Origin of the sequence: Bathymodiolus japonicus methanotrophic gill symbiont (genome assembly GCF_019721995.1) — a bacterium.
In the GTDB taxonomy this organism is placed as follows: domain Bacteria; phylum Pseudomonadota; class Gammaproteobacteria; order Methylococcales; family Methylomonadaceae; genus Methyloprofundus.
The window spans coordinates 1-24576 of record NZ_BLYC01000024.1; the positions used below are offsets into that span (position 1 = coordinate 1).

Consider the following 24576-nt stretch of genomic DNA (forward strand, 5'->3'; position numbering starts at 1 on the left):
TAACCAAGTCGAAACGCTGAGAAGCGTCTATCAGGAATTATCCCCTGGTACTGATGAGACAGATTAACTAAAACAGGAATAAATAAAATGAGAATAGTAGAGATAAAAAACAGATACGATGACGTTATTTACTCGGTTGAGATATCCCAAGCAGATGAATACACTGATCTAATAGGTGCTGATCTACGGGATGTTAAATTAATAGGTGCTGATCTACGAGATTTTGACTTGACTGGTGCTGATCTAAGAGGTGCTGATCTACGAAGTGCTGATCTAAGAGGTGCTGATATACGAAGTGCCTCTCTAAGAGGTACTGATCTACGAAGTGCTGATATAACAGGTGCTAATCTAACCTGTGCTGATCTAACAGGTGCTAGTTTAAAGGGTACTAATTTATTAGGGGCTTATCTAATGATGGCTGATTTTACAGGTGCTGATCTAACAGGTGCTAATCTAATAAGTTCTGATCTAAGATTCGCTAAGTACACACAAGAACAGATTGACTCAGCGATCACAGACGAAGTAACAATATTCTAACCAAGTCGAAACGCTGAGAAGCGTCTATCAGGAATTATCCCCTGGTACTGATGAGACAGATTAATTAAACTAAAACAGGAACAAATAAAATGAGCATGATAAATAAAATTGATATTAAAAACATTTATGGGGAAATTATTTATTCCCACAAATTAAGTGTACCAGTTGAAGAATCTAGTATTAATAGTAAAGATCTTAGAGGAGCTGATTTAAGAGGGTTTGATCTTAGAAGTTCTGATTTAAGAGGGTTTGATTTAAGAGGTGCTAAATTATGTGGTGCTAAATTATGTGGTGCTGATTTAATAGATGCAGATTTAAGAGGTGCTGATTTAATAGATGCTGATTTAATTTATGCTCATATGATACGTACTAATTTAATAGGTTCTAATTTAAATGGTGCTAATTACACAAAAGAACTTAAAAAATATTGTATTACCGACGAAACGACAATATTCTAACCTAGTCGAAACGCTGAGAAGCGTCTATCAGGAATTATCCCCTGGTACTGATGAGACAGATTATATTAAATAGGAAATTAAAATGAACATGATAAATAAAATTGATATTAAAAACATTTATGGGAAAATTATTTATTCCCACAAATTAAGTGTACCAGTTGAAGAATCTAGTATTAATAGTAAAGATCTTAGAAGTGCTAAGTTAAGAGGGATTGATTTAAGAGGTGCTGATTTAAGAGGGTTTGATTTAAGAGGTGCTAACTTAATAGGTGTTAACTTAATAGGTTCTGAGTTAATAGATGCAGATTTAAGATTTGCTAACTTAATAGATGCAGAGTTAATAGATGCAGATTTAAGAGGTGCTAAACTTAATAGGTGCAGATTTAATAGATGCAGATTTAAGATTTGCTAAATTAAGAGGTGCTAAATTAAGAGGTGCTAATTTAATAGATGCAGATTTAAGATTTGCTGATTTAAGATTTGCTGATTTAATAGATGCTAATATGATACGTACTAATTTAATAGGTGCTGATTTAAATGGCGCTAATTACACACAAAGGCAGAAAAAATGTTGTATTACCGACGAAACGAAAATATTTTAACCTAGTCGAAACGCTGAGAGATGATCTACCAAGTGCTGATCTACGAAGTAAAGAAAAAGAGATTTAAACAAGTCGAAACGCCGTGATGGCGTCTACAGTGATTAATCGCACTGTACTGATGAGACAGATTAAACTCAAAATAAAATAGGAATAAGAGTATGAATAATAAGTTAAAAAGTTGAAAGATTTAAAGGAAGTTATTGCTGATGCTTATACTGCTTATAAGTCTGCTAGTGCTGCTACTGCTACTGCTGCTTATAATGCTGATAGTGATGCTGCTTATGCTTCTTATAGTGCTGCTAGTGATGCTTATGCTGCTTATAATACTGCTAGTGATGCTGCTTATGCTGCTTATAATGCTGCTAGTGATGCTGCTCATGCTGCTTATAAGTCTGATAGTGATGCTGCTTATGATGCTTATAAGGCTGCTACTGTTGCTACTACTGCTGCTACTAGTGACGCTACTGCTGCTTATAAGGCTGCTAGTGATGCTGCTACTGCTGATTATAATGCTGCTAGTGATGCTGCTCATGCTGCTTATAAGTCTGATAGTGATGCTGCTTATGATGCTTATAATGCTGATAGTGATGCTGCTTATGAATAATAAAGAGACAGATTATATTAAATAGGAAATTAAAATGAAACATAAAATTGACCTATCAAATAGAGATTTATCACGTAGCCGATTATCACATAAAGATTTATCTGGAGCAGATTTATCTGGTTCTAATTTAAAACGTGCTTATTTAGTTGGTGCAGATTTATCAAATGCCAACCTATCTAATGCAGATCTAAGAGGTGCTAATCTAATGTGTGCCAATCTAAGAGGTGCTAATCTAAGTGTTCGATATAAGAGGTGCTGATTTATGTGTGTAGCGTACACACAAGATCAGATTGACTCAGCAATAACGGACTAAACAACAATATTCTAACCAAGTCGAAACGCTGAGAAGCGTCTGCGGTGATTTATCTAACCGTACTGATGAGACAGATAACTCAATAAAACAGGAATAAATAAGATGAACATTAAAGAATTAGAAAGATTAGAAAATTTATCAAACGTTTTACGTGGTGAATACATGTCCGCCGATGTTTGTAACTGTGTTACTGAATATGATGCATATAAAACAGCTTACATGGCTTTTTCTTACGCATCATATTGCTATCATAAATCAGAGCGTAATAACTAACCAAGTCGAAACGCTGAGAAGCGTCTACAGTGATTAATCGCACTGTACTGATGAGACAGATTAAACTCAAAATAAAATAGGAATTAATAAAATGAAAATTGAAAAAGCAAATAAAAAAGCTAATAGAGATTTTTTAAATGCACAAAAAGATTTTAGAAGAGCAGAAAAAAATCTTACAGAAAAGAGAAAAGAACTAATTAAATCAAACCAAGAACTTTTAAAATCAAGATTATCAAACTAAGAGAGGAGTAAATAAAATGGGTTATAAACTACTAGAATGGATTTACATTATACTTTTTTGTATTGGGCTATCTATCTTAATCACTTCAATAGTACTGTTGAATGTTAAGTTAAATTATCCAGCTGAATATAATGATTTTTACAATCATGTTTTAAACCTTTTGGGAAAAATAAAATGAATACTAATAAATTAGAAAATAAAAAGGGAATAAAAAATAAAAAGGTTATTAAAGTTTTCATTTCATTATTTATCTGCGCGATCATCCTTAATGTATCAATTGCAGGATTATTATTAAAGCAATACCAACCCGAGATTTTAGACCTGCTTTATTACTCATTCAAGAGTAAACAGGTTGATCGTGTCCCAGAAATATACGCTGATAAAGATGCTATTGACGCCCATAATGATGCCCTTAACGATTATAAAAAGACAGTTGAGGACTATAATGAAGCTGTTAAGGTTTATCGCTCTAGTAAAAAGGATTACGAGGTTGCCGTTGCAGCAATGAACATGGCAGATCAAAACTCTAAGTATGCAGTTATAAAACTTACAAAGCTTATTGTAATGGTCAAGTAGAATACTTTTAATTAAGATAAAACAGGAACAAAAAATGAACAGTAAATTAAAAGAGTTAAAAAATGCCTATAAGACTGCCACTGAAAATCTTGAATATGCTTATCATTCTTATGAGTCAGCTCATGAGTTAGCTTATGATACTGCTAATTATTCTTTAGTTCGTGATGCTTATAATACTTATATAAATGCTCGTAATGCTTATGAAGCGTTTATAAATCTAAAGGAATAACAAAATGAACACAACTTTAAAACTAGAAATGATAGTAAAGTTATTAGATGAAGTAATAAAAGAAATTGACAAAGGAAAAGATCGCTATCTAGTGATTGACAATAAAAGATTAAGAACTAAGAACGAGAGATTATTTAAAGAAAACCAAAGACTTTTGGAGAAATAAAATGAAAGATAGAAAACCCGACGCGCAAGGGAATATAAACTGTACTGGGTGCGTTGATTGCTTCAACTGTGTGGACTGCGTTAATTGCTATAACTGCACTGATTGCGTTAAGTGCGTTGATTGTTATAAGTGCTATGCTTGCTCTAAGTGCGTTAGGTGTTCTTATTGCTTTAAGTGTTCTTATTGCGTTAAGTGTCATGGTTGCTCTGATTGTGTCTCATGTAAAAGATGCCATGAATGTACTGATTGCCATGATTGCTCTGATTGTGTCTCATGTAAAAGATGCTATGAATGTACTGATTGCCATGATTGTGATAATTGTTCTAAATGCCTAATATGTGTTTTTTGTATAGAGTGTAAAAGATGTAAAAAATGCCATGAATCCGAAAAATGCAATGATTTAGATTCGGCAAAATGGGCTTTTAGCTTCAAAGGAGTAATAAAATGAAAAACAAACCAGACCACCTAGATATTATTACAAGAATATGCGAGGCCACTAATGACGACATAACCTATAAAATAATGCCAGAAATAATTAAAACACCTTTCGACTTCATACAAAGAGAAGAGATTGTAAATGAAATACAAATACGAATTAAGGAAAACGGCCTGCACATACAAAAAGCAGATATACGTCACATGATAAGGTACGACGGAGATGCAAAGGAAACAATCAATAGATGCCCTGGGCTAACTGAGTCAAGAGCGCTATTAAAGAAAGGCGATAGATTCTATAATAAATATTGCATATCATCGTACCATTTCTTTTACGACTTATTTAGGGATAATCCACATATCAGAATAAACACCGTTGGTAAAAATAAAATAATGAGGGCTATGGGTTTCAGGAAATGGGGCGTAATTAGCATAGACGCAAGAAACCGGACTATATTCACAATCGATAACTACGATCGTTCAGACGTAAGGATATTGATGGAGTCATAACCCCACAAGCTCACAACTCGATACATCCCGATTAACAAGCCTGCTATCTGCGGGCTTTTTTTTGCCTACCACCCACCACCAAGAAAACGGTTGTATAAAGGCTTTAGATATGGTAGTAATTGAGTTGGTACAGTGTCTAAAACACTGTACTTTTTGAAAGCCTTGTAATTCGTGGGCTACAGTCTATGTTGTTACTGTGGCGGTACTGTGTTAATTTTGTACTGTACCTGCTCAAGCCAACGGATGGCGTGGCTTGTAGCTGTTAGGTACAGTGTTAGATAATTATATACTATACTATATATATATATATATTATATAATATGCTATATAGGGAAAAGGGTATTTCACTGTACTCTGTACCAAGAAACTCTACACCCCGCGTATTTCGTAGCCTGCGGGGTGGTACAGTCCAATTTTCAGTCAAATATAGGTACTTACCCTAAAACCCCTAAAGCCTTGCCAGCCGTGGGCTTGAGGGTGGTTGACATTGTTCTTTTTAATACCAAAAAAGATGAATTTTAGGCAAAAAAAAAATAAATTTTAGGCAAAAAAAAACGCCAAACCAGAAATGAATGACGTTTTTACGATAAAGCTAATTACTAACGCATTTAGAATTTATTATACACATCTCTAATCGGCGGCATCAAGTACTGCCTTTTTACTTTTTTCACAGATAATTTTTTAAGTGATTTACCTATTTTTATTTTATTTGTGTGAGTGTCTTTAAGTGATAATTTATATAATACCTCACTTGTTGTCATTCTAACTTCTCTACTGCTTTCAAAATTAAACAGATCGAGCAATGACTCTTCAATGGTGTTGTCTTCATGTTTCTGTAGTGAGTTATTCTGAATTTTCTCTTCTTCATCAGTAAGCCACCACTGTTCACCATTGATATATCTTTCCCAAGCATAAGCCCACAAGTCATTAACATCGAATTTATTTTTAGCCATGACATCCAGTGAGCCAATGACATTAACTGGTAAGTAACGCCTGTTACCTGTTAAATCTCTTAAATACTTCTCTTCATTAACAGTTGCGAAGCAAGAGATATGGCGTTTAATTGCTATTGGCTTACGTGCGAACGGCAGCCGGATAATGTCTTCTGTATTGGATAGAAAGGCTTTAAGTGCTGATATATCACTGCGCCTGAATGTAGAATCAAGCTCACCAAGCTCAGGAATCCAGCAGCAAAGTGTTTTGAGCATTGAGTCCTTATCTTTGACATCCAACAGTATCCCTTCTTTTGTATATTTATGCAGTGATTTAGGAATCAAATACTTTATGAATGATGATTTCTTGTATCCTTGTTTTCCGCAAAAAACTAGCACTGATTCATATTTAGAGATAGCTACCTCATTGGGTGAGTTTCTTCCCATGTCTGCTGCTGCACAGCACTGTATAAGCCATCTATCAAGGGCTATCTCTACCCATTCCTTGTTATCAACCGGCAACAAGTCCACAAGTTCTTTTACAGGGTTTGCTTGAGAAGTTCTCTTTGTGTGATTTAGCCAATAGGATACTGGATTAATAACATATTTCTCTGAGATAGTATCAAGCTGGTCATCCACTACTGATTTGTTTAGGCCATGTTCCACGCATTTATTCTTCATGTATGCGATCAGTGTATTGGCTTCATTGCCTGGTAGTGATTTAATACCCCTAACACTTGATCTAAGCAAGATTTCATCATAATCCACGAATACATTAAAGTGCCCCATCAAGATCTCAAGGTTATCAATCGTTGGCATAGGAATCTCAACAACTTTGCCTTTAGTTTCTTTAGTTATTGTTTGTTTCCAAGGTATTTCATTTTTGGCATCAATTTCCTTTGATTGAGTTTCTAGGTTTTTTGGAACTACAGTCAATTTTTTATGTTCACCATACAGGTTATCCATTGTTTCTTCCGCAGAAGCTCCACTAAAAAAGCTATCGATTTCTTTTTCTTGTTTTCTCATATCTCGCCCTTATTATTAATAAAGTGATATGAAGAGTTCTGGACGACTTTAAGGGCTTTAATTATTCTATCCTTATCCTTGTCCACATCATCTCTGTTTCCACGCTCACAAGCTGTTAGCCACTGCATAAGGATAAGGATTTCGAAGTGCATTATCTCTTTGAATTCTTTATCTTTTTTAATGGCAATGTACTTATCAATTTCTTTCCTATCAAAAGGTTTATGATAAATATCTTTAATACTTAGTCCTACAGCTTCAAGTATATCTTTTGGGTCACAACCGGCAGTCTTACAATCCATGAGGACTCTATTCTCGCCATCGGCAATATACAGTTTTTTGCTATCACTGCCATGATATGGACATTTGCAATAGCAACCGTTGGCATTGTAATTGACATTCTCTCCGTTATGAATTTCTATCGCTTGTATTATGTTTCTGAAAGATAAAGATTTCATTATTTATCCCCAATAGATTCGTTAATTCGTTCAATTTCTCTTATCGTATAATCTGATAATATCTTGACCGTATTTAGGCTAAAAGAATCTGATTCTGTATGGAGTATATTCCTGATAGTTTGTTTGGATAATTTTAGCTCCCCTATGCCATCATAAATTTTATTAACGTGGTGATTTTTCAGTGCTTCTTTAATTTCTGTTCTAGTTAAGCTAATCATTTGTATACCTCAATCCCTCAATAAGTTTTTTTTGTGTCATGTCTTTGGTGTTGAGTGCTTTCATAACGCGATCATCTAGTTTGCCTTTAGCGACAATATGAATGATACGCACGCAGTTTTTTTGCCCTTGTCTATGTAATCTAGCGTTAAACTGCTGATAAAGCTCTAAAGACCAGTTAAGCCCGAACCACACGACTATATTTCCGCCGTGCTGTAGATTTAATCCATGTCCTGCACTTGCTGGGTGCGCCAACAGCATCTTTATCTTTCCTTTGTTCCATTGTTCTACTTCTTTTCCAGAAGCAGATATTTTAACGGCATCCGGAAACGCTTCTACTAATCTGCTTAGATCGCTCTTGAAGCTATAGGCGACTAGAATATTTTCTGTGGGGTTATCTTGTACAATATCTTTTAAACAACTTATTTTTTCGTCATGCAATTCATGTATATTTTGTTTTTCGTCATATATAGCACCATTGCAGAACTGTAGTAGTTTATTTGCTAGGACACCGGCATGAAGAGCCATAATGGGGTCTTCTTTATCCTGTATAGCTAGTATGAATTTTTTTTCAAAAGTTTTGTATTGTTTGCTTAATACGGTTGATAGTTCAACATATCTAGTAATATCAATACTTTCAGGCAGTTGCAGATAATCTTCTGCCGTCATAGTGATACAAATATCTGATATAAGATCATTTATTTGGCCAGATGAATAGTCTTTAAGTGTATATTCATGTATTTTGTATTGATTGAAAAAGCGATTGCGAAAGTATGTAATCTTCTTACCAAGTCTTTTACCCTCGTCTAAAAGAAATATCTGACTCCACAAGTCCATAAATCCGTTAGGTGATGGTGTACCGCTTAGTAATAAAACACTTGAGAATCGTCCGGATACTTTCTTGAGGTCTTTAAAGCGTTTCGAACTTGGGTTTTTAAAGCTCGTACTTTCATCTATGATGCACATGTCCCACTTCCACGATTTTTGGAAGTTAGAGCATAGCCACGATACATTTTCTCTATTTATAACGTAAATATCAGCTTTATCATTCAACTGGTTTATTCTGTTTTGTGCATTTCCAGTGCAAATATTAACTTTAAGATGTTTTAAGTGTTCCCACTCCATCGCTTGTTGCTTCCATACAGTGTTAGCAACTCTAAGGGGTGCTATAATAAGAACTCTTGTGACGAACATATCGTCCATAAAATCGGATGCTATTGTAAGTGATATTGAAGTTTTACCTAGACCCATTCCCAAGAATAGCCCACACTTGGGTACTTTATTGGCAAACTCTATAGCATTTACCTGATATTCATGCAGCTGTTTTCTCTCTATCATTTGATTACCTCGATAATGACATCCTTGTCTATTTTTAGTTTTGTTTTTTAGTACAGCAAGTAAGAAAGATTTGTTAAAAGGTGGCAAAGCACAAATAAGACACTAATAGGTATAACAAATAGATAAACTAATATATTTATTAAGACTATTGATGCGAAAGTAAAAAAAATCAAATAAGCTATTAGTTTTTTCATTACATTCACCACTTAAATTCATCTTCTATTTCATTGAACAATGCCATTCCATATTCAATGCTTGATACAACCTTTACAAAGATTCCAGACTTTTTAAGTTTTTTAATCTGAAATTTCTGTACTTCGCTTAATTTACCTTCTTTTGACTTGAACTCAACAAGTATGGTTTTTCCATCTTTGAAGAATATTCTATCTGGAACACCATTATTTCCTGGTGATGTAAATTTAAAAGAAATCCATCCTTTTGATTCTGCAAAAGAGCATATTTTTGTTTCTATTTTAGCTTCTGAGTATTTCATTATATTTTTGGTTATATTATATTTCTTAATCCATAAGTCTGATTGTTTCATATCTTTATCACAACCAACACCATATTCATACATGATTCCTAGGACTCGCATAGACTCGAAATCACTTAATTTAGCTGAATTATGCACATAGAAGAATTCATTAATTTCATCTCCTGTGTCTCTATAGTATTCAGCTAGTTCATTACTTGACATTACACCGCCGTTGATAGCATCCAAATGTAATTCTTTCAGTTCTGGCGAGTTATACGCATCGCAATATTTCATTTTATTATCCTTAGTTATGGACATCCTTGTCCGTTATTGTTTATTTAGAATGTTACTTCGTCATCTGATATGTCATCATCTGATAGGTCATCAAACTCACAATTAACAACACCACCCTCAAGTGACTCTCCATCTTTAGAGAACTGTACACCGTGTATATTTGCAAGTATTTGTCTACCACCTCGTTCGTGATTGCTAAACCATAAACTTATATGCGCATTAACATAGCAACCTGAGTATATAACTTCATCACTCTCTATTAGCGGTGTTCTGTCTCTGTTTACTACATGTGGCCTGCGTCTGTTTTTTGTTTTGACCACCCACATTCCATCATTTTCGTCACCGTCCTTATTATCTCCATTTTTTAAGAAGCAATGTTGTTCATCTACTATCCTATTTTTAATTACTCCATTGTTATCTTCCTTGCATTGCTCTATAGCTTGATCAAGCATAGCTTTAGTTGCTATATCGTTCTTATCAAAAAGTAATGTGCATTGGTAGTCACCAATCTCACCATTTTTATCCACATATTTTTGGAATAGGAAAGGGTATGATAGTCTTACGTTTTTTAATTTAATTATTTTTGTCATGTTATTTTTCCTCTGTTAAGTCATCAAAGCCAGAAGCCATTGCATCTGGTCGTTTGTCATTTTCTGGTGCTAGTGTTAATGCACCTTGTGGTTTATAAGTTATTGTATCTACTAATTCTTTACCGATTATCTTTTCTGCATCAACCAGTCCTATTATTTTCTTTGTATAGGCATCATCACCCATTAATTCTATGAGTTTATCCATAGCATCAGTTGACCATGATCTTCTTGTTGTACCTTCAACAAGTTTATAACCTTTTAGCTCACCTCCGTTTTCAATTCTGTTTTTCATTGATTTTTCAAGACTCGATATAAAAAGTCTTGAGAGTTTTCTATTATCGAGTATTTCTTTTATACGTTCATCGCTTATTTTTCCGACATCCATTCCTATTTCTTTTATTTCTCCTATAGACATCAATTCAGGGCATATTGATTTAGCTTTACACCACTGGCATTGTTTATTTCCAGGTATTCTTTTTGCAGTTTCATCAAGTGCTTGTTCTGCTTTTAACTTCACAAGTTCGCCAAACTCTTTGATTTCATCAACGCTTATTTTAAATGTTGAATTATTATCAATTCTTGGCTGGCAGATATGAAGAACAAATCTATCAATAGCCCAACTGTAGTCTGCTGATTGTAGTACACCCAGAGCATAAAGCATTAGTTGCTTATTGTTTTTCTGCATGAACAGGTATACCAACACCATATTTAAGGTCTATTACATGGCATATTCCTGTACCGTAACACATTGAGACAGCATCTACCGTTCCGAACCCATCTGGCGCATAATCATCAAAATAAACCCTTGATTCAATTTGGAGTACACCTTGATAAGTAAATGTAGAGTTTACATAGTCTACGTATTTTTGGACATATTCAGCCATTTCAAGAGTTATCTCTTGTCCGTCAAGCTCTGCATACTGGTAAGCAGGAACGCAGCTATTAAGTGATACCTCAGCCAATAGATGCGCTAATGTACCTTCACTTGCAACATCACTATATTCTTCTTCTATGTCTTTTTCTGCTGTGATAGAGCCAGGGCAGTTAAACCATTTCTCAGCACCTGAGGCTGATAATATTGCATGTTCCATATCAATCTCCCCTATTTACTAATTTTTCCAAGCTTTTTTCAAAAGACTCAATCTGGTCATGAGTTGTAAAGTCATCAATTCTTGATAAATTCATATTAGTAAGAATTGACTTAACAGCATCATTTGTTGTTCTTGAATTCCTTACATAGTCAACAGCAATCTTCTTAACTTCTGCTGCACGTTCTTTAACGGTTGGTAGTTTTTTTGCAGGTTCTAGTTGATCGTCTAGGGCTACTGATGGTGCTGCTTCTGTGTACTGTACTGCTTCTGCTAGTGTTATTGCATGTTCTTCTCTTTGTTGTTCTTTTTGTTGTTTTGTTTCTATAATCATAAGGTCAACAAGGTCTTCAATTGAAGAAGCTAGTCTATTGATTGATGTTTCTAAAGTATTCATTTTATTTCCTATTTAGTTGTTTAAGTTAATTATTTAACTTGTGGCTAGTATACACCTTATTTTCGTATAGTCAAAACTTTTTTTATAGAAAAAGATGATGTTGTTAAAGCTTGGTATAATTACACTATATATAGGGGGTATCATGACAAAAGAAGAATTAGCTGATTTTTGCATAAAAGTAGATGGTATGAGCCATTTAGACCAACGTAAGATAGTCGCACTGGTGGACATGTGGGATGATCTAAAAGACCACATGCACGATGAACTGCATGAGATGAACATCAAGGCATCTAATGAAGACTGGATGGCAGACTTATCAGAGAATTGGAAGAAAGGCGGTAAATATGGGCTTGATAGAGATTTTTTAAAGGTCGGTGATATTGCAAATTCTCTATTGTTACTTAAAGTTGATTTATGCAGGGTATACGATATTCCTTGTCGTGCATACTTGGGGCGTAACTTAACCGGACACCCTGAATTCATGAAAATACATGCTCAGGTGTTCGGTGGCAACGTGCATGTCCTGTACATACCTCGTAAGCTGTATCATGATAACAATTTTGCATGGATGATGAAGACAGACATGTACCGGTTATACTGCAAGCAGGAGCAGGATAGTGCTATAATATAGTCTCCATAAAAATAGGAAAAAACATGAATTACTCAATAGTATTATTAAGAAAAGAACAGGAATGTTATAGTGTCTCAAAAAAACTTTTTAAAGAACTAAAAAAATTCAAAGAAAAAAAAGATGGGTTGATTATAAACAATGAGTTCTTAGAGCCGACTGATGTATTAAATCAAGCAAACGCATTCCTAGAAGCAGCAGAACTATATCATAAAGCAGCAGAGGAATGTAGAAAAGCAGAACTTTTACATCAACAATCTAATCATAGATTAGATCGATTTAAGGAACACAAATACTGGAATCAAGTGTTGCATGAGTCAAAATACGAAAAGAAATACACAATGGAAATGATTAGTTGACAAATTAAAACATTATGTATACAATGTACTCAAGTTAATTTTTTTCTATTTTATTAGCTTACCTCATCGGGCATTGTTTTACCCACGCCAGAATGGATTATCCTATCAGTTTAGTCTATCTGGTGTGGGTTTTTTATGCATAAACATGAAAATGTTTTACCCGAACTATGGATCGGATATCGCCCACTATAGTTCGGGTTTTTTTATGCCTATAGATAAGAGCATACCCTATACTCAAGAAGCCCAGAATCTCCATCGAATGTAAGAGCTGAACACTCAGGGATTATTTTCTTAAGAATATTTGGAACCATCATCTCGTTTGAACTAGCATGGTTTATGACAAGATTGCCCTCATTATATGAGATTGTGAAGTTGTTGTTTGTCTTCTCAGTTGCTTTCCGGTTGTAGCATGTACCACCTCCTTTCATAGAAGCAGCACTCCAAAAGCCTAGATGTGATACGCCAGTTGCGGTATATTCGATATTAGGTCTGAAATATATCTCTACTTTTTTGGTCAACTGTTTGTCATAAGAAAGTCCAAGGGAATCAGACAATAGTTCAAGAGTAGTCTCACTAAAATTACCATTCCCTGCACGCATCCATCCGGTATCGTTATCACAAGGCCTGGAACTTCTTTCATACTGCCACCTCATAACGTATGTCCAGTTAGTGTCTTTTGACTTGTTGTCTTCAAAAACATTAAATGTGTGGCCATTACCCCTGTTGTAGAAATTCCAAGTAGGGTGTAGCACTAGGGAAAATACGTAGTTTTATTTTATTATCTGATGGGTTGAAGTATTGAAACTGGCTTACATCTTCATAACCTTTGAAGCTACCACCAGATTGATTAACAAATATGAACTCGTCCGCACCATAAGGTGTTACGCCACCAGCCTTGTTATTCATGAGTACGGTATCGAAGTCTATTGGGTCGCCTGTTATCGTATTACTAGGCACTACTTCGCTATCAAAAGATTCTTTTTCAGGAAATGCTATCTCAGTGAAAGTAACGTCATAAGGATTGTTATAGGTCTTTTTAACACAGACATCTATCTCAACAGCATCCGACTTCCATATATTGAATGGCGTTAATTTATCATCCATTGAGCATATGTTGATATTATCGCTTGAACACCCAAGGTAAACATTCGTTTTATCAGCGCTAGTTGTCCATAATCCGGTTGGTACAGCACCTACTGCATGTTGCATGCCACCTATAAATTTAAGTGGCACTATAGCGCCTACAGGGAATCCCTGAGTTGCTTTAACAAATACAAAGTTTATCTCAACAACCCAAGGAGTTACCCCAAGCGTATGAGGTACAGTGAGTAAAGTTCCTTTTATATCTGTGGACTTAGCACGTACAACTTTATCCCAGTATGTATTTTTTACTGATTCTAGTGGTTGTTGTGAGTGTGATGCAAAGCACCTTAACTTATATTTGTGGCAATTACTGGAATCGATGGTAAAGGTACTGGATAACTTATCAGCTACATTTCCGCCATCTGATTTTTCTGCGGTGATGTAGTTGCCTAGTGGGTTGACAACTTTTACAGTTGACGAGTTGTTAATAACAACAAGTTGTGGACATACTATTCTGTCACCTACACTGTACTGTCCTATATTTGGCTTCTTACTGTCGTCATGGTCGTCTTCAACGCACTCAAGATATACGGCGGACATGGCAATAGGGTGTGTATTTGGGAAATTAAATAATACTGATTTAACATGTCCTATTGGCACCGATTTTAGTCCTGATACAGAGTCCCATGTATGTTCAACTGGATTTGATATTTCCATTATATACTCCTATTTTATGGGTTATATAGATCAGTTATGTAGCATTTTTGACCATCTGTTGCAGCTTGCGCCCATAATTCACCTGAATAGTCTAGTCCAAAAGAACATCCTGGCTGAATTATTGCACATAGCACGTGTTCAGCTGATGCGTCACATATCCACAAGTCATTAGTGTTTGAAGCATCTGCCTGTATTAGAACACTATGTCTTTTAGGTCTAGCAGATATTAATTTCGCCATTGCTTTATTAACAATAGGTCTTCCACCAGCACAAAGACTTGGTGATGCAACTGGATTAACTGTGATTGTTCCTGATGCAAGTGTTACTGCTGGTGTTCCGGAAATAGTTACTTTAGCACCATCCTTAAGACCAACGTCACCTGAAACTGCCATACTGGTAGGAAAAACAATGCCATCTACCTTTACCTTAGCTCCGTCTTTAAGGCCAACGTCACCAGACACAGCCATACTATCAGGAAATACAATGCCATCTACCTTTACCTTAGCTCCGTCTTTAAGGCCAACGTCACCAGACACAGCCATACTATCAGGAAATACAATGCCATCTACCTTTACCTTAGCGCCGTCCTTAATACCAACATCACCAGCAATATTAGCAACACCATCAATGCTAACATGAGTAGCAACACCACCACCTCCGCCAGTAGCTATCTTTCTAAATGTTCCGCGCCTATTTAACCTTATTTTAACAGTAACTTCTGTGGCTGCATTATTAGAAAATATGAACCTATCAAAACCACCGTTCCTATTCCATAATTCACTACCAAAACTATCTAGTGCATTAAGACTTGGAATGTCTCCAGCAACAACACCTGCTCTCATTATTTGCATGTCAATAGTATCTGCACCTGATATGCTATCAATAAAGAAACTAGAGACATGAGAAGGTATTTTTTCACTATCAATAGAATCATATATACCTGGACTGTCTCCAGTTTTAGCTGGAACAACAAATTTATACAACCCTGTTATTTTGGATGGGTCGTCAACATCGCCTGTGTCTGAACTTGTATCTACTATTGTATTCATAAATTTATATTACATTAAATGGCCAACATTAATAAGCATGTGGCGTGGACTTACAACGTGAATTCCAGGTCCAGGTGGTATCGGGTTTGATGCTCCGAAAATACCAAGACTAGCCATACACAAAGACTTATTATGCCCTGAAACTCCTAATGTTGCTAGGGCAGTTGGTGCTGTATCATGTGCCCCTAGTCTGTACGACTGAACCATCTGCTAACTCCGTTGCTGTGATTGATATTCCTGTTGATGTTATGCCACCATCTGGTTTAGAAGTTAATGGTTTGGCACGGTCAAGTGCTAATCTTTGGTGTGTTTCAGAAGTACTTAAAGATATAGCAGTAATCTTATCAAGTTTTGTTGCTTGAGCAGGAGTTAGTCCTTGGCCTGAAATGTGTAATGACAATGGGTTACCACCAACAACATCTACAACACCATTTGAGTTATCTATAAATGTGTTCTTCTGGAAAGAATCTCCGAATTGACTAACAGAAGATTGATTTAAGGATATTTTAACTGCGCCGCCAGCTGTTGTTGCATTAGTAGCAGATTGTTTTAATAAACCAGCATGAACGTCACTGGATAGCTCCATCTTGTTATCTGAGAAAAAAACCCTTTGTGTTCTAGCCATGAATTGCGCTGTTGTTTGAATGTGGTCGACCTTATACGCAATAGCATCAAAATCACTACCTAGAAACTGCCATATACGATTGGTAGCATCCCACCTAGCATCTGAGGCATAATCTGTCGGTAGCTTAATTTCAATGTCTTGCGTTGTTGCATCAAAAACAAACATGTTCGCAATTCTTGTCTGTTCAGTGGTTAGAACAACTGGAATAAGTCCTAGTCCTGTTGATTTATCAATCCTATCTAAAGCGGTATTGATAACTCCACCTAACGCCCCTACAGGTTCGATAATAAATGGTGCAGTCATATTTGAGCCATGACCTTTAGCAACAGCATAATACTTAACTGTAGGCGATACTACTAGCTGAATATTAATGATGCCAACACCTGCTCTGTATCCGGAAATCATATTAGCTCTGTTGCCTGTTCCTTGAGAGAACGGCCATATACCTACAGCAGCAGCCTCAACACCAAAAGGACAGTTAATTCGCATTGTGATGTTTGCCTGACCATCTGATCTACCATAGGTTAAATCTGTGTGCCCATCCATTGAAGTGTCTACAGCACCTGAAATCCTATTGCAGTCCCAAACTCCTTGTGTGTACTTGCCAAGATAACTAGCCTTGTCTAGTATAATGAATCTGTTTGTGGAATCAATGGTTGTGTTTACTGCTGTGGCTGAACGCTTTAGAGTCCATGTAGCTTTAATGGCAAAGGTCTTACCATCTGTTTCTACTACGTCCTCTGGTAATGCAAAGTTGCTAGCTACTAATGATCTTACTGCGTCATACAGCTCAACAATCGCTGTAAAATGGTTGAATGTTGGGGTAGAGAATTTTATGTAAACATCTCTTTCCATGATTGCATTTACTTGTTCACCATAAAAAGTATGAGTTGTAACGCTCTATTGACTCTTTATATCTATACTTTCTGAACTTAATATACATATCCTTATCGTTAGTCTGGTTTTCCATAACACCATAACTAGCTTTGACTGCATCTGCTATGGGTTTATTACCAGTCCATACTGTCATTAAATATTCATCACCATAGTTTCCACTAGCATTAGTAACAACTGGATAATTTGGAGTTACTGCACCTCCTGGCAATATAGTTCTATTCGAGTAAACAGCATATTTGAATGCGCTTATACTAGAATTTGAAATATCTTTTGTGTTAAGTTTTAATGTTCTTTTAATATTTCTAACAACGCTAGTATTAGCTGCAGGAGAAGATGCTAAAAATGCTGGGTCAATATTGCTATCTGTAAATGTCATTGTAGTAGCACCATAAGAAGGAGCACCAGCAGTTCTCATCTTTTTACTTGCATCTGCATGCACTGTAAACCCTCTAAGATTAGTATTATTAGCCATAATATTAGATGGGCTATAGTTCCATCCCAGATACTAATCCATCTGAACCGTTATACATATTTACAGTACCTGAGTTAATTTGTAATATTAATCCTGATACTCTGTTTATATTTATAACAGCACTAGAATGAAGAGTAACAACAAAGTAGAAAGCATTATTAGTTGCATCAACAACAAGTCTTTTAAGGTTAGTTTGACTGCTTGCGCTATTGAAACGTATTGATGCGCCTTCCGTTCTAATAGAAAGACCTGAACCAATCCCATTTACCTGAGCCGGCAACAAGGTCTATATATGAAGTATTAGCTCCCCTAAAAGTCAAGGATGTAGGTCTATAAAAGTGATCTGTCCCAAGTGGTTGATACGTTAATTGTTCCACCGTTTGCATATATTCTCTTACCTGATTGCAAATATAAATGTATAAGAGCTAATGTCTACTGTTGCATTAATTACTTCTAAATGGTCTGTACAAACCATATATAGTCGTTCCTCCAACCTTTGTTGCATCTGCCCAGCTAGTAAGAGATGTTACCATCTGCGCGCGTGTTTTATTGGTTGTTATACTTAATGTTGACACAATCTATGCTCCTATCGTTGCAAACTTATTTATCGTCAAGTAACGACTTGTAATATACAAGCTCTGCAACTAGGTTATCGAATCGTCTTTTAGTTAGAATAACAATGTCATGACGTTTTATGAAAAACTGCCCTTGAATATTTTGATGGTTTTCAATAGGTAAGAAGTCAACTGAAATATCACCACCCGGTATATTCAATGGGTTTTTGTCCAGGACTACGCGTCTATTGTGATACTTTAAAAAGTCTGCTGGCTCTAAGTATGGCTTGGTAGTATTAATCTTTTTATAATCCATATTTTCATCAAGAATATAATACTCTGTAAGTCTTTTTCTTCCCCACTCACCGACATAAGGGTCATCATTAGGGTTAGGAACAAAGGGAGCATATTCAGGGTAGCATGGAGCAGTACCAGGTGAAACGACAACATGGCCAGCAAAGCTTACGGTTGAAAATAATGCTGCTAATAATAAGATTGTTAATTTTTTCATTTATTTAAGACCTGTCATTAATTACAAACATTTTAACATTATACCATTCGTCCCTTCTATCTGGAGTACAGAAGTATTCTGATGCGTTACTTGTAAGTGTTGTTACTGGGCTGGTTGATGTGCTATCTGCTTCGGTTTTACCCTGTGCCCAACCCTTGAAATATATACCACAATTTGCTCTTGGTAAGCATCTAATGATGTTTTCACCAACAACCAGCTCAAATCCTGACTGAGCTGATGCATCTGTTGGTATAGTAAATTCATGGTTACGCATTCCAGGATTGCACGTCAACGGCATATGCCCAATCCTGGACTCGTGTAGGCCCATATAAGTTTCTAAAAATAATTTAGCCATTAGTTAGCAACTTTGTCGCAGTCGAAATAGTATTTCCCCTGGTAAATACCATAATTACAGTATGTTTCGTAATCAGCGTAAGTGTCTACCACTTTGTGGTCAAAAACACAAGCATCTTTGATGGTACTCATAGCTGAACAAGGATGTATATCGCCAATAGCTTTATTGCTATGGTCAAGAGCTGTGGCAACGTTTACCCATGTACGAGTAACACCCCAGTTATACTTATAGGTTTGTCGTTGATAAGGTGTATATCGCGTAAACTTAGCTTTCTCACAGACAACGGTTAAGCCCCACGCTGCGCCTGCACAACCAGAACCGCTCCATGTAATATACGCATCATGACCTGAGTTGTTCATAATCGTAATAGTACCACCTGCGCCAGTACCTCTAACGATTCCATCAAGACTTGTTGCATCACTGCGCTGTAAATCAAGGCTCTGTACATCAAGATGTTCACTATCTGCATAATTCACTTGGGAAAGTAAAGCAAGAAACATACCCATTAAAACGGTTAAGCATTTAATTTTCATTTTTAATTCCTTATTTTGTAAGAAGTTGTATTAAAACACATATCACTATATTATGACCAATAAATATAGATTTAGTAAGAATTATCAGTATGTCAATATTCATGAATAAATATATAAGTGGAGATGTTATGAGGTTGTTATTATTATTATTATCATTTGTTGTCTTTAGTTTATTTCTATTAGTATCTTACAGTGCAAGAGCATTATCAAAAGGAGATAGATTCATTGACAAAAAACCTATAACGGAACATGTCTCGAACTTCTCAAATAGGCACTACTCCAATGTGTTAGGTAGATTTTTAACACTTGATAGTGCAAAGGCAATGGGTTCAGAGTATGCCTACACACATGGCAGTCCAATTATGGAGTATGACCCTAGTGGTTTAATTCCTATGCTTGAGGGAGGGGAAGAATACGGAGCCGTTGCTGAGGCTTCACACAGTGCTGTTCAATCCACTTCTGTATCATCATCTACAAAAGAATCTACAACACCTGTTCATGGTGATAGATCGATCGACCAATCATCTCATATCACACCAACAGAAGATAAAGCTGTAAAGAATATAGTTGTCTATAAGGCAAAAATAATAGGAACAAATGATTTTGTAACAATTAGCTACAACGTTCCACCTAAATACTTATCATCAGACCTTGATTTAGAATTCTCAGACGAATCAATCGAGAAAAATAACATCTCAGTACCAGGAGTATACAATGACGTGAGATCTCTATTTGATATGTTCAACTCAAAGGAAACTGAGGGTGCTGAATATACCAGCAAAATTGATGACCCAGATAGGGAATCAGAATGCACTACTTATCCATGTGCAAAGAAGCCTACTATGTCAAGTAGATTAAAGAGTGATAAGTCTTTAGCAGAAGATGCGTCACTAGACCTTTCGCGTGGTGAATATGATTACAGAAAACAAAGAAGAATTGAACTAAATAAGCGTTTAGATCAAAGACGTATAGATATGCAGAATAAATATGATGGTATAATAGATACATATAAGAAATTATTAAATCAGTAAGAGAGAATAAAATGAAAGATGTAAAAGAATTTATAAGAAGCTACAACCTAAATAGTCAAGAAGATGGATCATATAAGAAATTTATCTATAAAGAGTCTGTTATGAATTATTTCTCTGAGCATAAGAGAGAGATTAATACACAGGTAGCTAGGTTGACAGCTAGACATGATCTAACAATCGGACAGAAAACACCACTTGTCATGGATGGTTTCATGGAAGTGCTACATATCGGTACATTGACAGTTGAGGATGGTGGATATATAGGATTAGTTGGTAACGGTGCATTAATTGTTGACGAAATGGTCATTAAGGGAGAGGTAGGACAACCTTTCATGGTAATTAGTGGGACTCCAAACAAACCGGGTGCTGATGGATCACATGGACATAATGCTGATGCTGGTCCACGTGGTGTTGATGCGGTATGTGATTCACCAGGTGTTTCTGGGCCACCTGGTAGTTCTGGTGGTACTGGTGGTTCAGGTGGAGCAGGAGGACATGGTAGAGGTGCAGGTAAAGGAGGGCAACCATCTCAAATGACAGTGACTTTCAAGAAAATAACAGGTGTTGCAGACCTTGCTATTGTTAATACTGGTGTTACAGGAGGAAATGGAGGAAATGGAGGAGATGGAGGCAATGGAGGCAATGGAGGAGATGGAGGGTCTGCTGAAATATGCGGATGGGAAAATGCTAATGGAGGAGATGGAGGAAATGGAGGGAATGGAGCAAATGGAGGGAATGGAGCAACTGGAGGAAATGCTACACCTGGAGGTAGCCTCGTATTAAAAATACATCAAGATGATAACATTACAGTGTTCACTGAGTGCATGATACCTCAAGGTGGTAAAGGAGGTAGTTGTGGTATGGTTGGTTCTGGCGGTAAAGCTGGACGTGCAGGACAATATGGCGTATCTGGTAAAGCGGGTGCGTCTGGTGGGCAAGTAGGTGCTGTAGGACAGGATGGACAACCGGCAGATAAAGGAACTATCACAGTATCAGATATTAAACCTGGTCCACCTTCATAATTAAACTTAATAAACTTAAATTAAAGGATAGTAAGATGAATAAAATTATATCAATCATTACATTAATCTCTTTATTAGGAACGCAGTTTTCCTATGCAAGCACTAGCAAACCTTACATTCCTATTCCTGGAAACTTCAAAGTAGATGGTAAAGGATCTGCTTCTTATCAGTTACCTATTGAAGTTATCAGGGCAAAGTTTGGCCCTACACTAGGATTATCATATAGCTCACAAGGAGGTGATAGTTATATAGGAAGTGGTTGGAGTCTTTCAGGTGTTCCTGTTGTACAGATTTGCCCTTTGAATAAGAGACAAGACAAAACTTGGTCTAACTTAAAACTTAATATGGGTGTTGATAACTACGCCGTTAATAGGTTTTGTATTGGAGGTTCAAGACTGTCTGTTGTGAAAGGAGAATATGGAGCAGATAAATCTGTTTACCAGACTGAGCTTCTTTCTAAACAACTTATTACAGCCAACGGGAAATGTGGTAATGGACCTTGCTCATTCACAATCAATAATTCTAATGGTGTAACAGACACTTATGGAGGTAATCCTAATAGCACTGTTCAATTAGAAGATAAGGATATTCTAATATGGGGTATGAGAACGAGTGTAGATAGATATGGAAACTCTATAAAATTCAATTACTTAAATAGTGAAAAGACTAATATATTGTATCCTGCAATCATTAACTACTTTAATGTAGATGATGCAACATCAAGAAAGATTCTGTTTGCTTATAAGGATAGAGAGAAAACAATTAAGCAACACAAGAAGATTGGTCTAGGTGGGTACTCGGTAGTACCATCTTTTATACTGAAAACAATTACAACAGAGAATACAAATAAGAAAGGCGTATTTAATTACAACTTAGTAACTGATTATGATAGGTTTGCTGATGTTTATAATTTAGTTTCAGTAACAAAAACATCTGCATCTGGTGCTGAAGATGAACAACAAACATTTACCCAGACGTTTACATATAAGGACTATCAACCTGGTAGTGTAGGTTTTAATTTAATTAATAGTGTTCAACTAGGTTCATCACCTAAAGATTGGAACGGTTGGAAAACAATTATCATTGATAAGTATGGTGATGGTTATCCAGGTGTTGGTATTATCAGCAGAGAGAATGACCAAGCTGTTTTTAGGTTCGCACGTTCAGACGAAAACGGAAAGCTATCAGTAGCTAGAGATCAAGTTGAACTAGGTGAATACTCACCAACAGATAAAAGTGAAGATGCTTATACTTTTATGTCATTCGATAAAAATGGTGATGGTATCAGTGACATTATTAAGATATATAAAGGAAATGATGGATTAACGTATGCTAGAACATATCTTAGTGTTGCAGGTGAACCAAACTTTGACGAAGAAGAGTACATTCAACAACTAGATTCTAGGTACGTTGACTCTGGAAAAGGAAAAGCATCTTATACTGGAAGAGATATTAATGGTGATGGCCTAAAAGACATTGTAGAAATGATGCCTGACTCACAAGATGATAATTCTACATACACAATTACAGTACATTATGCAGACGTTAAGGGTGGTTTTCCTACAAAAGAAATAATAAATAATCAGATAAACGGTTCAGTTGTCCCAAGAGTAGATCAGTCTATTAACTTTGTTGATGTTGATGCAGATACAGTTAGTGACTTCTTCTTGATGACACCAACAACACCAAGTTTAATGGCCACGCCACTTTACAATAGACAAGGAAAGTTCCAATCACCAACTGATGGAAGTGGAGCTATGATAGACCTTGGTGCTGTAGGTGACTGGGATGGGATTCCTGCTTACAAGTTCATTGATTTCAACGGTGATGGTTTAAGTGATATTATTAAATTTAATTATACAAAAGCTGAGCCTATTATTGGTGATATATATATGAACTCTGGTCATTTATTTGACAAGATGGCTCATGGGTCTGGCACTCAAGATAATACAACAATACCTTTCGTTATATCTGATGGAATAGAATCACCAGAGAATGTTAGAGATGCTCATTTCACAGATATTAATGGTGATGGACAGCCTGATATTCTGAAATATATGGGTGGTAACAAAGATTTAACTGATTCTACTTTATCTTATTTTGAGACTTATATTCATACAGGTAACACGTATGTTAAAGGACCTAATACAAACTATTTTGGAGAACATACAAGAAATATACCAGCAAATATGGGTGGTGACCCACTATCTGACATAGTGAGTGTTAATAATTCAAATGGTTTAATATCAATATCGGTCTATGCTAACCAGTTGAAACAATATAAGACTGAACTTGTTAAGATAAACAACGGTAATAATCTGACCTATGATATTAACTACCAGAAAATATCACCGTTTATTGATTATGCGAATATGAAACAACCTGAGTACCCTGAAATACTGTTGAGCAGGGTTAGGAATGTAGTTTCTTCTTACACTAAATCACAAGACATTAATACTGAACATGGTTTTTCACGTACTCATGAGTATAAATATAAACATCCTATCTATAACAAACATGACTGGATGTTCTCAGGATACAGAACAGTTGATGAAACTATTAAGTCATTAGATAAGTTATTAGTTCACAAGTACTTTACTACTTATCCAATGCGCGGAAAGATTGAAAGCATTACAACAAGTCAACTAAGTACTGGAATTCCATTCACAAAGAAGTCTAATACTTATAAGTTTAGTATTAAGAATCCTAGTGTAGAACCTAAAATTGTTCTTATCTATAAGGATAGTGAAACATCTATTGTGTATCAAGACTCAGGAGATACGAATCCTGAACCTGCGTGGACTAATTCTAAGCAGTACCAGATTGATGACACATGGGGTATTAATATAGGTTCGGTTACGTGGACTGAGGGGGCTTCTACTGCGCTATATGAATGCAATAGATACATGAACAACACAGACAAAGGTTTGTTCTTGTTAGGGTCAACAGACAGGTCATTTATTTACTTCTCATAAATCACGTTGT

31 protein-coding genes, 5 other RNA genes and 1 pseudogene are annotated in these 24576 nt (G+C 36.0%); 20 read left to right on the forward strand and 17 right to left on the reverse strand.

All coding sequences use genetic code 11. The annotated features are described in order from the left end of the window. The first annotated feature begins 6 nt into the window (after positions 1–6). The 15 genes and pseudogenes from K6984_RS21360 to K6984_RS21435 all read left to right on the forward strand — a co-directional run bounded on the left by K6984_RS21360 (position 7) and on the right by K6984_RS21435 (position 4944). An RNA gene (locus K6984_RS21360) (hammerhead ribozyme type II) lies at positions 7–68 on the forward strand. A 19-nt stretch (positions 69–87) separates the two neighbouring features. After that, a complete protein-coding gene (locus K6984_RS21365) occupies positions 88–537 on the forward strand; it encodes a pentapeptide repeat-containing protein (protein WP_221897333.1) in 450 nt (149 codons plus the stop codon). Between the two features lie 3 nt (positions 538–540). Continuing rightward, positions 541–602, forward strand: an RNA gene (locus K6984_RS21370) — hammerhead ribozyme type II. A 24-nt stretch (positions 603–626) separates the two neighbouring features. Next, complete coding sequence (locus K6984_RS21375) at positions 627–995, forward strand: pentapeptide repeat-containing protein (RefSeq protein WP_230988230.1); 369 nt, start codon at positions 627–629, stop codon at positions 993–995. 3 nt (positions 996–998) lie between these two features. Further along, an RNA gene (locus K6984_RS21380) (hammerhead ribozyme type II) lies at positions 999–1060 on the forward strand. 149 nt (positions 1061–1209) lie between these two features. Next, positions 1210–1558, forward strand: a pseudogene (locus K6984_RS36480) (pentapeptide repeat-containing protein); the annotation flags it as partial. 109 nt (positions 1559–1667) lie between these two features. Continuing rightward, positions 1668–1730: hammerhead ribozyme type II (locus K6984_RS21395), an RNA gene on the forward strand. Between the two features lie 45 nt (positions 1731–1775). Continuing rightward, a complete protein-coding gene (locus K6984_RS21400) occupies positions 1776–2201 on the forward strand; it encodes a hypothetical protein (protein WP_221897336.1) in 426 nt (141 codons plus the stop codon). Positions 2202–2235: 34 nt separating this feature from the next. Further along, positions 2236–2460 carry a pentapeptide repeat-containing protein gene (locus tag K6984_RS21405; RefSeq protein WP_221897337.1) on the forward strand — a complete coding sequence of 75 codons (225 nt, stop codon included), beginning with the start codon at positions 2236–2238 and terminating at the stop codon, positions 2458–2460. A gap of 330 nt (positions 2461–2790) precedes the next feature. Continuing rightward, positions 2791–2852: hammerhead ribozyme type II (locus K6984_RS21410), an RNA gene on the forward strand. 26 nt (positions 2853–2878) lie between these two features. Beyond that, positions 2879–3028, forward strand: a complete 150-nt coding sequence (locus tag K6984_RS21415; protein ID WP_221897338.1) for a hypothetical protein — start codon at positions 2879–2881, stop codon at positions 3026–3028. Between the two features lie 174 nt (positions 3029–3202). Continuing rightward, on the forward strand, positions 3203–3604 hold the full coding sequence (locus K6984_RS21420; RefSeq protein ID WP_221897339.1) for a hypothetical protein: 402 nt from the start codon (positions 3203–3205) through the stop codon (positions 3602–3604). Between the two features lie 34 nt (positions 3605–3638). After that, positions 3639–3833, forward strand: a complete 195-nt coding sequence (locus K6984_RS21425; protein ID WP_221897340.1) for a hypothetical protein — start codon at positions 3639–3641, stop codon at positions 3831–3833. A gap of 219 nt (positions 3834–4052) precedes the next feature. Continuing rightward, positions 4053–4334: a hypothetical protein gene (locus K6984_RS21430; protein ID WP_221897341.1), complete on the forward strand. Its 282-nt coding sequence runs from the start codon at positions 4053–4055 to the stop codon at positions 4332–4334. Between the two features lie 109 nt (positions 4335–4443). Then, positions 4444–4944 carry a VHS/ENTH/ANTH domain-containing protein gene (locus K6984_RS21435; RefSeq protein WP_221897342.1) on the forward strand — a complete coding sequence of 167 codons (501 nt, stop codon included), beginning with the start codon at positions 4444–4446 and terminating at the stop codon, positions 4942–4944. Between the two features lie 608 nt (positions 4945–5552). On the opposite strand, the gene K6984_RS21440 is transcribed toward K6984_RS21435, so the two are convergent. From K6984_RS21440 to K6984_RS21480, 9 genes are all read right to left on the reverse strand, one after another. Then, positions 5553–6902 (reverse strand): VapE domain-containing protein, encoded by a 1350-nt coding sequence (locus K6984_RS21440; protein WP_221897343.1) that lies wholly within the window; start codon positions 6900–6902, stop codon positions 5553–5555. Next, on the reverse strand, positions 6899–7357 hold the full coding sequence (locus tag K6984_RS21445) for a hypothetical protein (protein ID WP_221897344.1): 459 nt from the start codon (positions 7355–7357) through the stop codon (positions 6899–6901). The genes K6984_RS21440 and K6984_RS21445 overlap by 4 nt, the downstream gene beginning before the upstream one ends. Next, positions 7357–7575: a hypothetical protein gene (locus tag K6984_RS21450; RefSeq protein WP_221897345.1), complete on the reverse strand. Its 219-nt coding sequence runs from the start codon at positions 7573–7575 to the stop codon at positions 7357–7359. Before K6984_RS21450 ends, K6984_RS21445 begins: the two co-directional genes overlap by 1 nt. Beyond that, a complete protein-coding gene (locus tag K6984_RS21455; protein ID WP_221897346.1) occupies positions 7568–8911 on the reverse strand; it encodes a DEAD/DEAH box helicase in 1344 nt (447 codons plus the stop codon). The genes K6984_RS21450 and K6984_RS21455 overlap by 8 nt, the downstream gene beginning before the upstream one ends. 199 nt (positions 8912–9110) lie before the next feature. Then, entirely contained in the window at positions 9111–9680 is a 570-nt protein-coding gene (locus tag K6984_RS21460; RefSeq protein ID WP_221897347.1) for a VRR-NUC domain-containing protein, read from the reverse strand. A gap of 44 nt (positions 9681–9724) precedes the next feature. Further along, complete coding sequence (locus K6984_RS21465; protein ID WP_221897348.1) at positions 9725–10270, reverse strand: ssDNA-binding protein; 546 nt, start codon at positions 10268–10270, stop codon at positions 9725–9727. A gap of 1 nt (position 10271) precedes the next feature. Further along, entirely contained in the window at positions 10272–10931 is a 660-nt protein-coding gene (locus tag K6984_RS21470) for a DUF2800 domain-containing protein (protein ID WP_221897349.1), read from the reverse strand. 7 nt (positions 10932–10938) lie between these two features. Next, positions 10939–11361: a DUF2800 domain-containing protein gene (locus tag K6984_RS21475; RefSeq protein WP_221897350.1), complete on the reverse strand. Its 423-nt coding sequence runs from the start codon at positions 11359–11361 to the stop codon at positions 10939–10941. A 1-nt stretch (position 11362) separates the two neighbouring features. After that, positions 11363–11755, reverse strand: a complete 393-nt coding sequence (locus K6984_RS21480) for a hypothetical protein (protein ID WP_221897351.1) — start codon at positions 11753–11755, stop codon at positions 11363–11365. A 142-nt stretch (positions 11756–11897) separates the two neighbouring features. On the opposite strand from K6984_RS21480, the gene K6984_RS21485 reads away from it, so the two are divergent. Further along, positions 11898–12386, forward strand: a complete 489-nt coding sequence (locus tag K6984_RS21485) for a hypothetical protein (protein WP_221897352.1) — start codon at positions 11898–11900, stop codon at positions 12384–12386. 23 nt (positions 12387–12409) lie between these two features. Next, positions 12410–12742 carry a hypothetical protein gene (locus K6984_RS21490; RefSeq protein ID WP_221897353.1) on the forward strand — a complete coding sequence of 111 codons (333 nt, stop codon included), beginning with the start codon at positions 12410–12412 and terminating at the stop codon, positions 12740–12742. A 209-nt stretch (positions 12743–12951) separates the two neighbouring features. On the opposite strand, the gene K6984_RS21495 is transcribed toward K6984_RS21490, so the two are convergent. The 8 genes from K6984_RS21495 to K6984_RS21530 form a co-directional block, all read right to left on the reverse strand. After that, positions 12952–13341 (reverse strand): hypothetical protein, encoded by a 390-nt coding sequence (locus K6984_RS21495; protein ID WP_221897354.1) that lies wholly within the window; start codon positions 13339–13341, stop codon positions 12952–12954. Positions 13342–13456: 115 nt separating this feature from the next. Continuing rightward, the gene (locus K6984_RS21500) at positions 13457–14542 is read right to left on the reverse strand and encodes a hypothetical protein (protein WP_221897355.1); all 1086 of its coding nucleotides are present in this window, start codon (positions 14540–14542) and stop codon (positions 13457–13459) included. A 14-nt stretch (positions 14543–14556) separates the two neighbouring features. Next, a complete protein-coding gene (locus K6984_RS21505; protein ID WP_221897356.1) occupies positions 14557–15591 on the reverse strand; it encodes a hypothetical protein in 1035 nt (344 codons plus the stop codon). Between the two features lie 175 nt (positions 15592–15766). Beyond that, positions 15767–17071: a hypothetical protein gene (locus K6984_RS21510; protein ID WP_221897357.1), complete on the reverse strand. Its 1305-nt coding sequence runs from the start codon at positions 17069–17071 to the stop codon at positions 15767–15769. Between the two features lie 16 nt (positions 17072–17087). Continuing rightward, positions 17088–17552 (reverse strand): hypothetical protein, encoded by a 465-nt coding sequence (locus K6984_RS21515; RefSeq protein ID WP_221897358.1) that lies wholly within the window; start codon positions 17550–17552, stop codon positions 17088–17090. A 633-nt stretch (positions 17553–18185) separates the two neighbouring features. Continuing rightward, positions 18186–18650, reverse strand: coding sequence for a hypothetical protein (locus K6984_RS21520; RefSeq protein WP_221897359.1), 465 nt, complete (start codon positions 18648–18650; stop codon positions 18186–18188). A 4-nt stretch (positions 18651–18654) separates the two neighbouring features. Further along, positions 18655–19005, reverse strand: coding sequence for a hypothetical protein (locus K6984_RS21525; protein ID WP_221897360.1), 351 nt, complete (start codon positions 19003–19005; stop codon positions 18655–18657). Next, a complete protein-coding gene (locus tag K6984_RS21530; protein WP_221897361.1) occupies positions 19005–19538 on the reverse strand; it encodes a hypothetical protein in 534 nt (177 codons plus the stop codon). Before K6984_RS21530 ends, K6984_RS21525 begins: the two co-directional genes overlap by 1 nt. 89 nt (positions 19539–19627) lie before the next feature. Here K6984_RS21530 and K6984_RS21535 point away from each other — a divergent pair, with 89 nt between their 5' ends. The 3 genes from K6984_RS21535 to K6984_RS21545 are packed head-to-tail and all read left to right on the forward strand — an operon-like array spanning position 19628 to position 24566. Continuing rightward, a complete protein-coding gene (locus K6984_RS21535; protein WP_221897362.1) occupies positions 19628–20569 on the forward strand; it encodes an RHS repeat-associated core domain-containing protein in 942 nt (313 codons plus the stop codon). A gap of 11 nt (positions 20570–20580) precedes the next feature. Then, the gene (locus K6984_RS34510) at positions 20581–21591 is read left to right on the forward strand and encodes a hypothetical protein (RefSeq protein ID WP_221897363.1); all 1011 of its coding nucleotides are present in this window, start codon (positions 20581–20583) and stop codon (positions 21589–21591) included. Between the two features lie 35 nt (positions 21592–21626). Next, entirely contained in the window at positions 21627–24566 is a 2940-nt protein-coding gene (locus tag K6984_RS21545; protein ID WP_221897364.1) for a toxin TcdB middle/N-terminal domain-containing protein, read from the forward strand. The last annotated feature ends 10 nt before the right edge of the window (positions 24567–24576 follow it).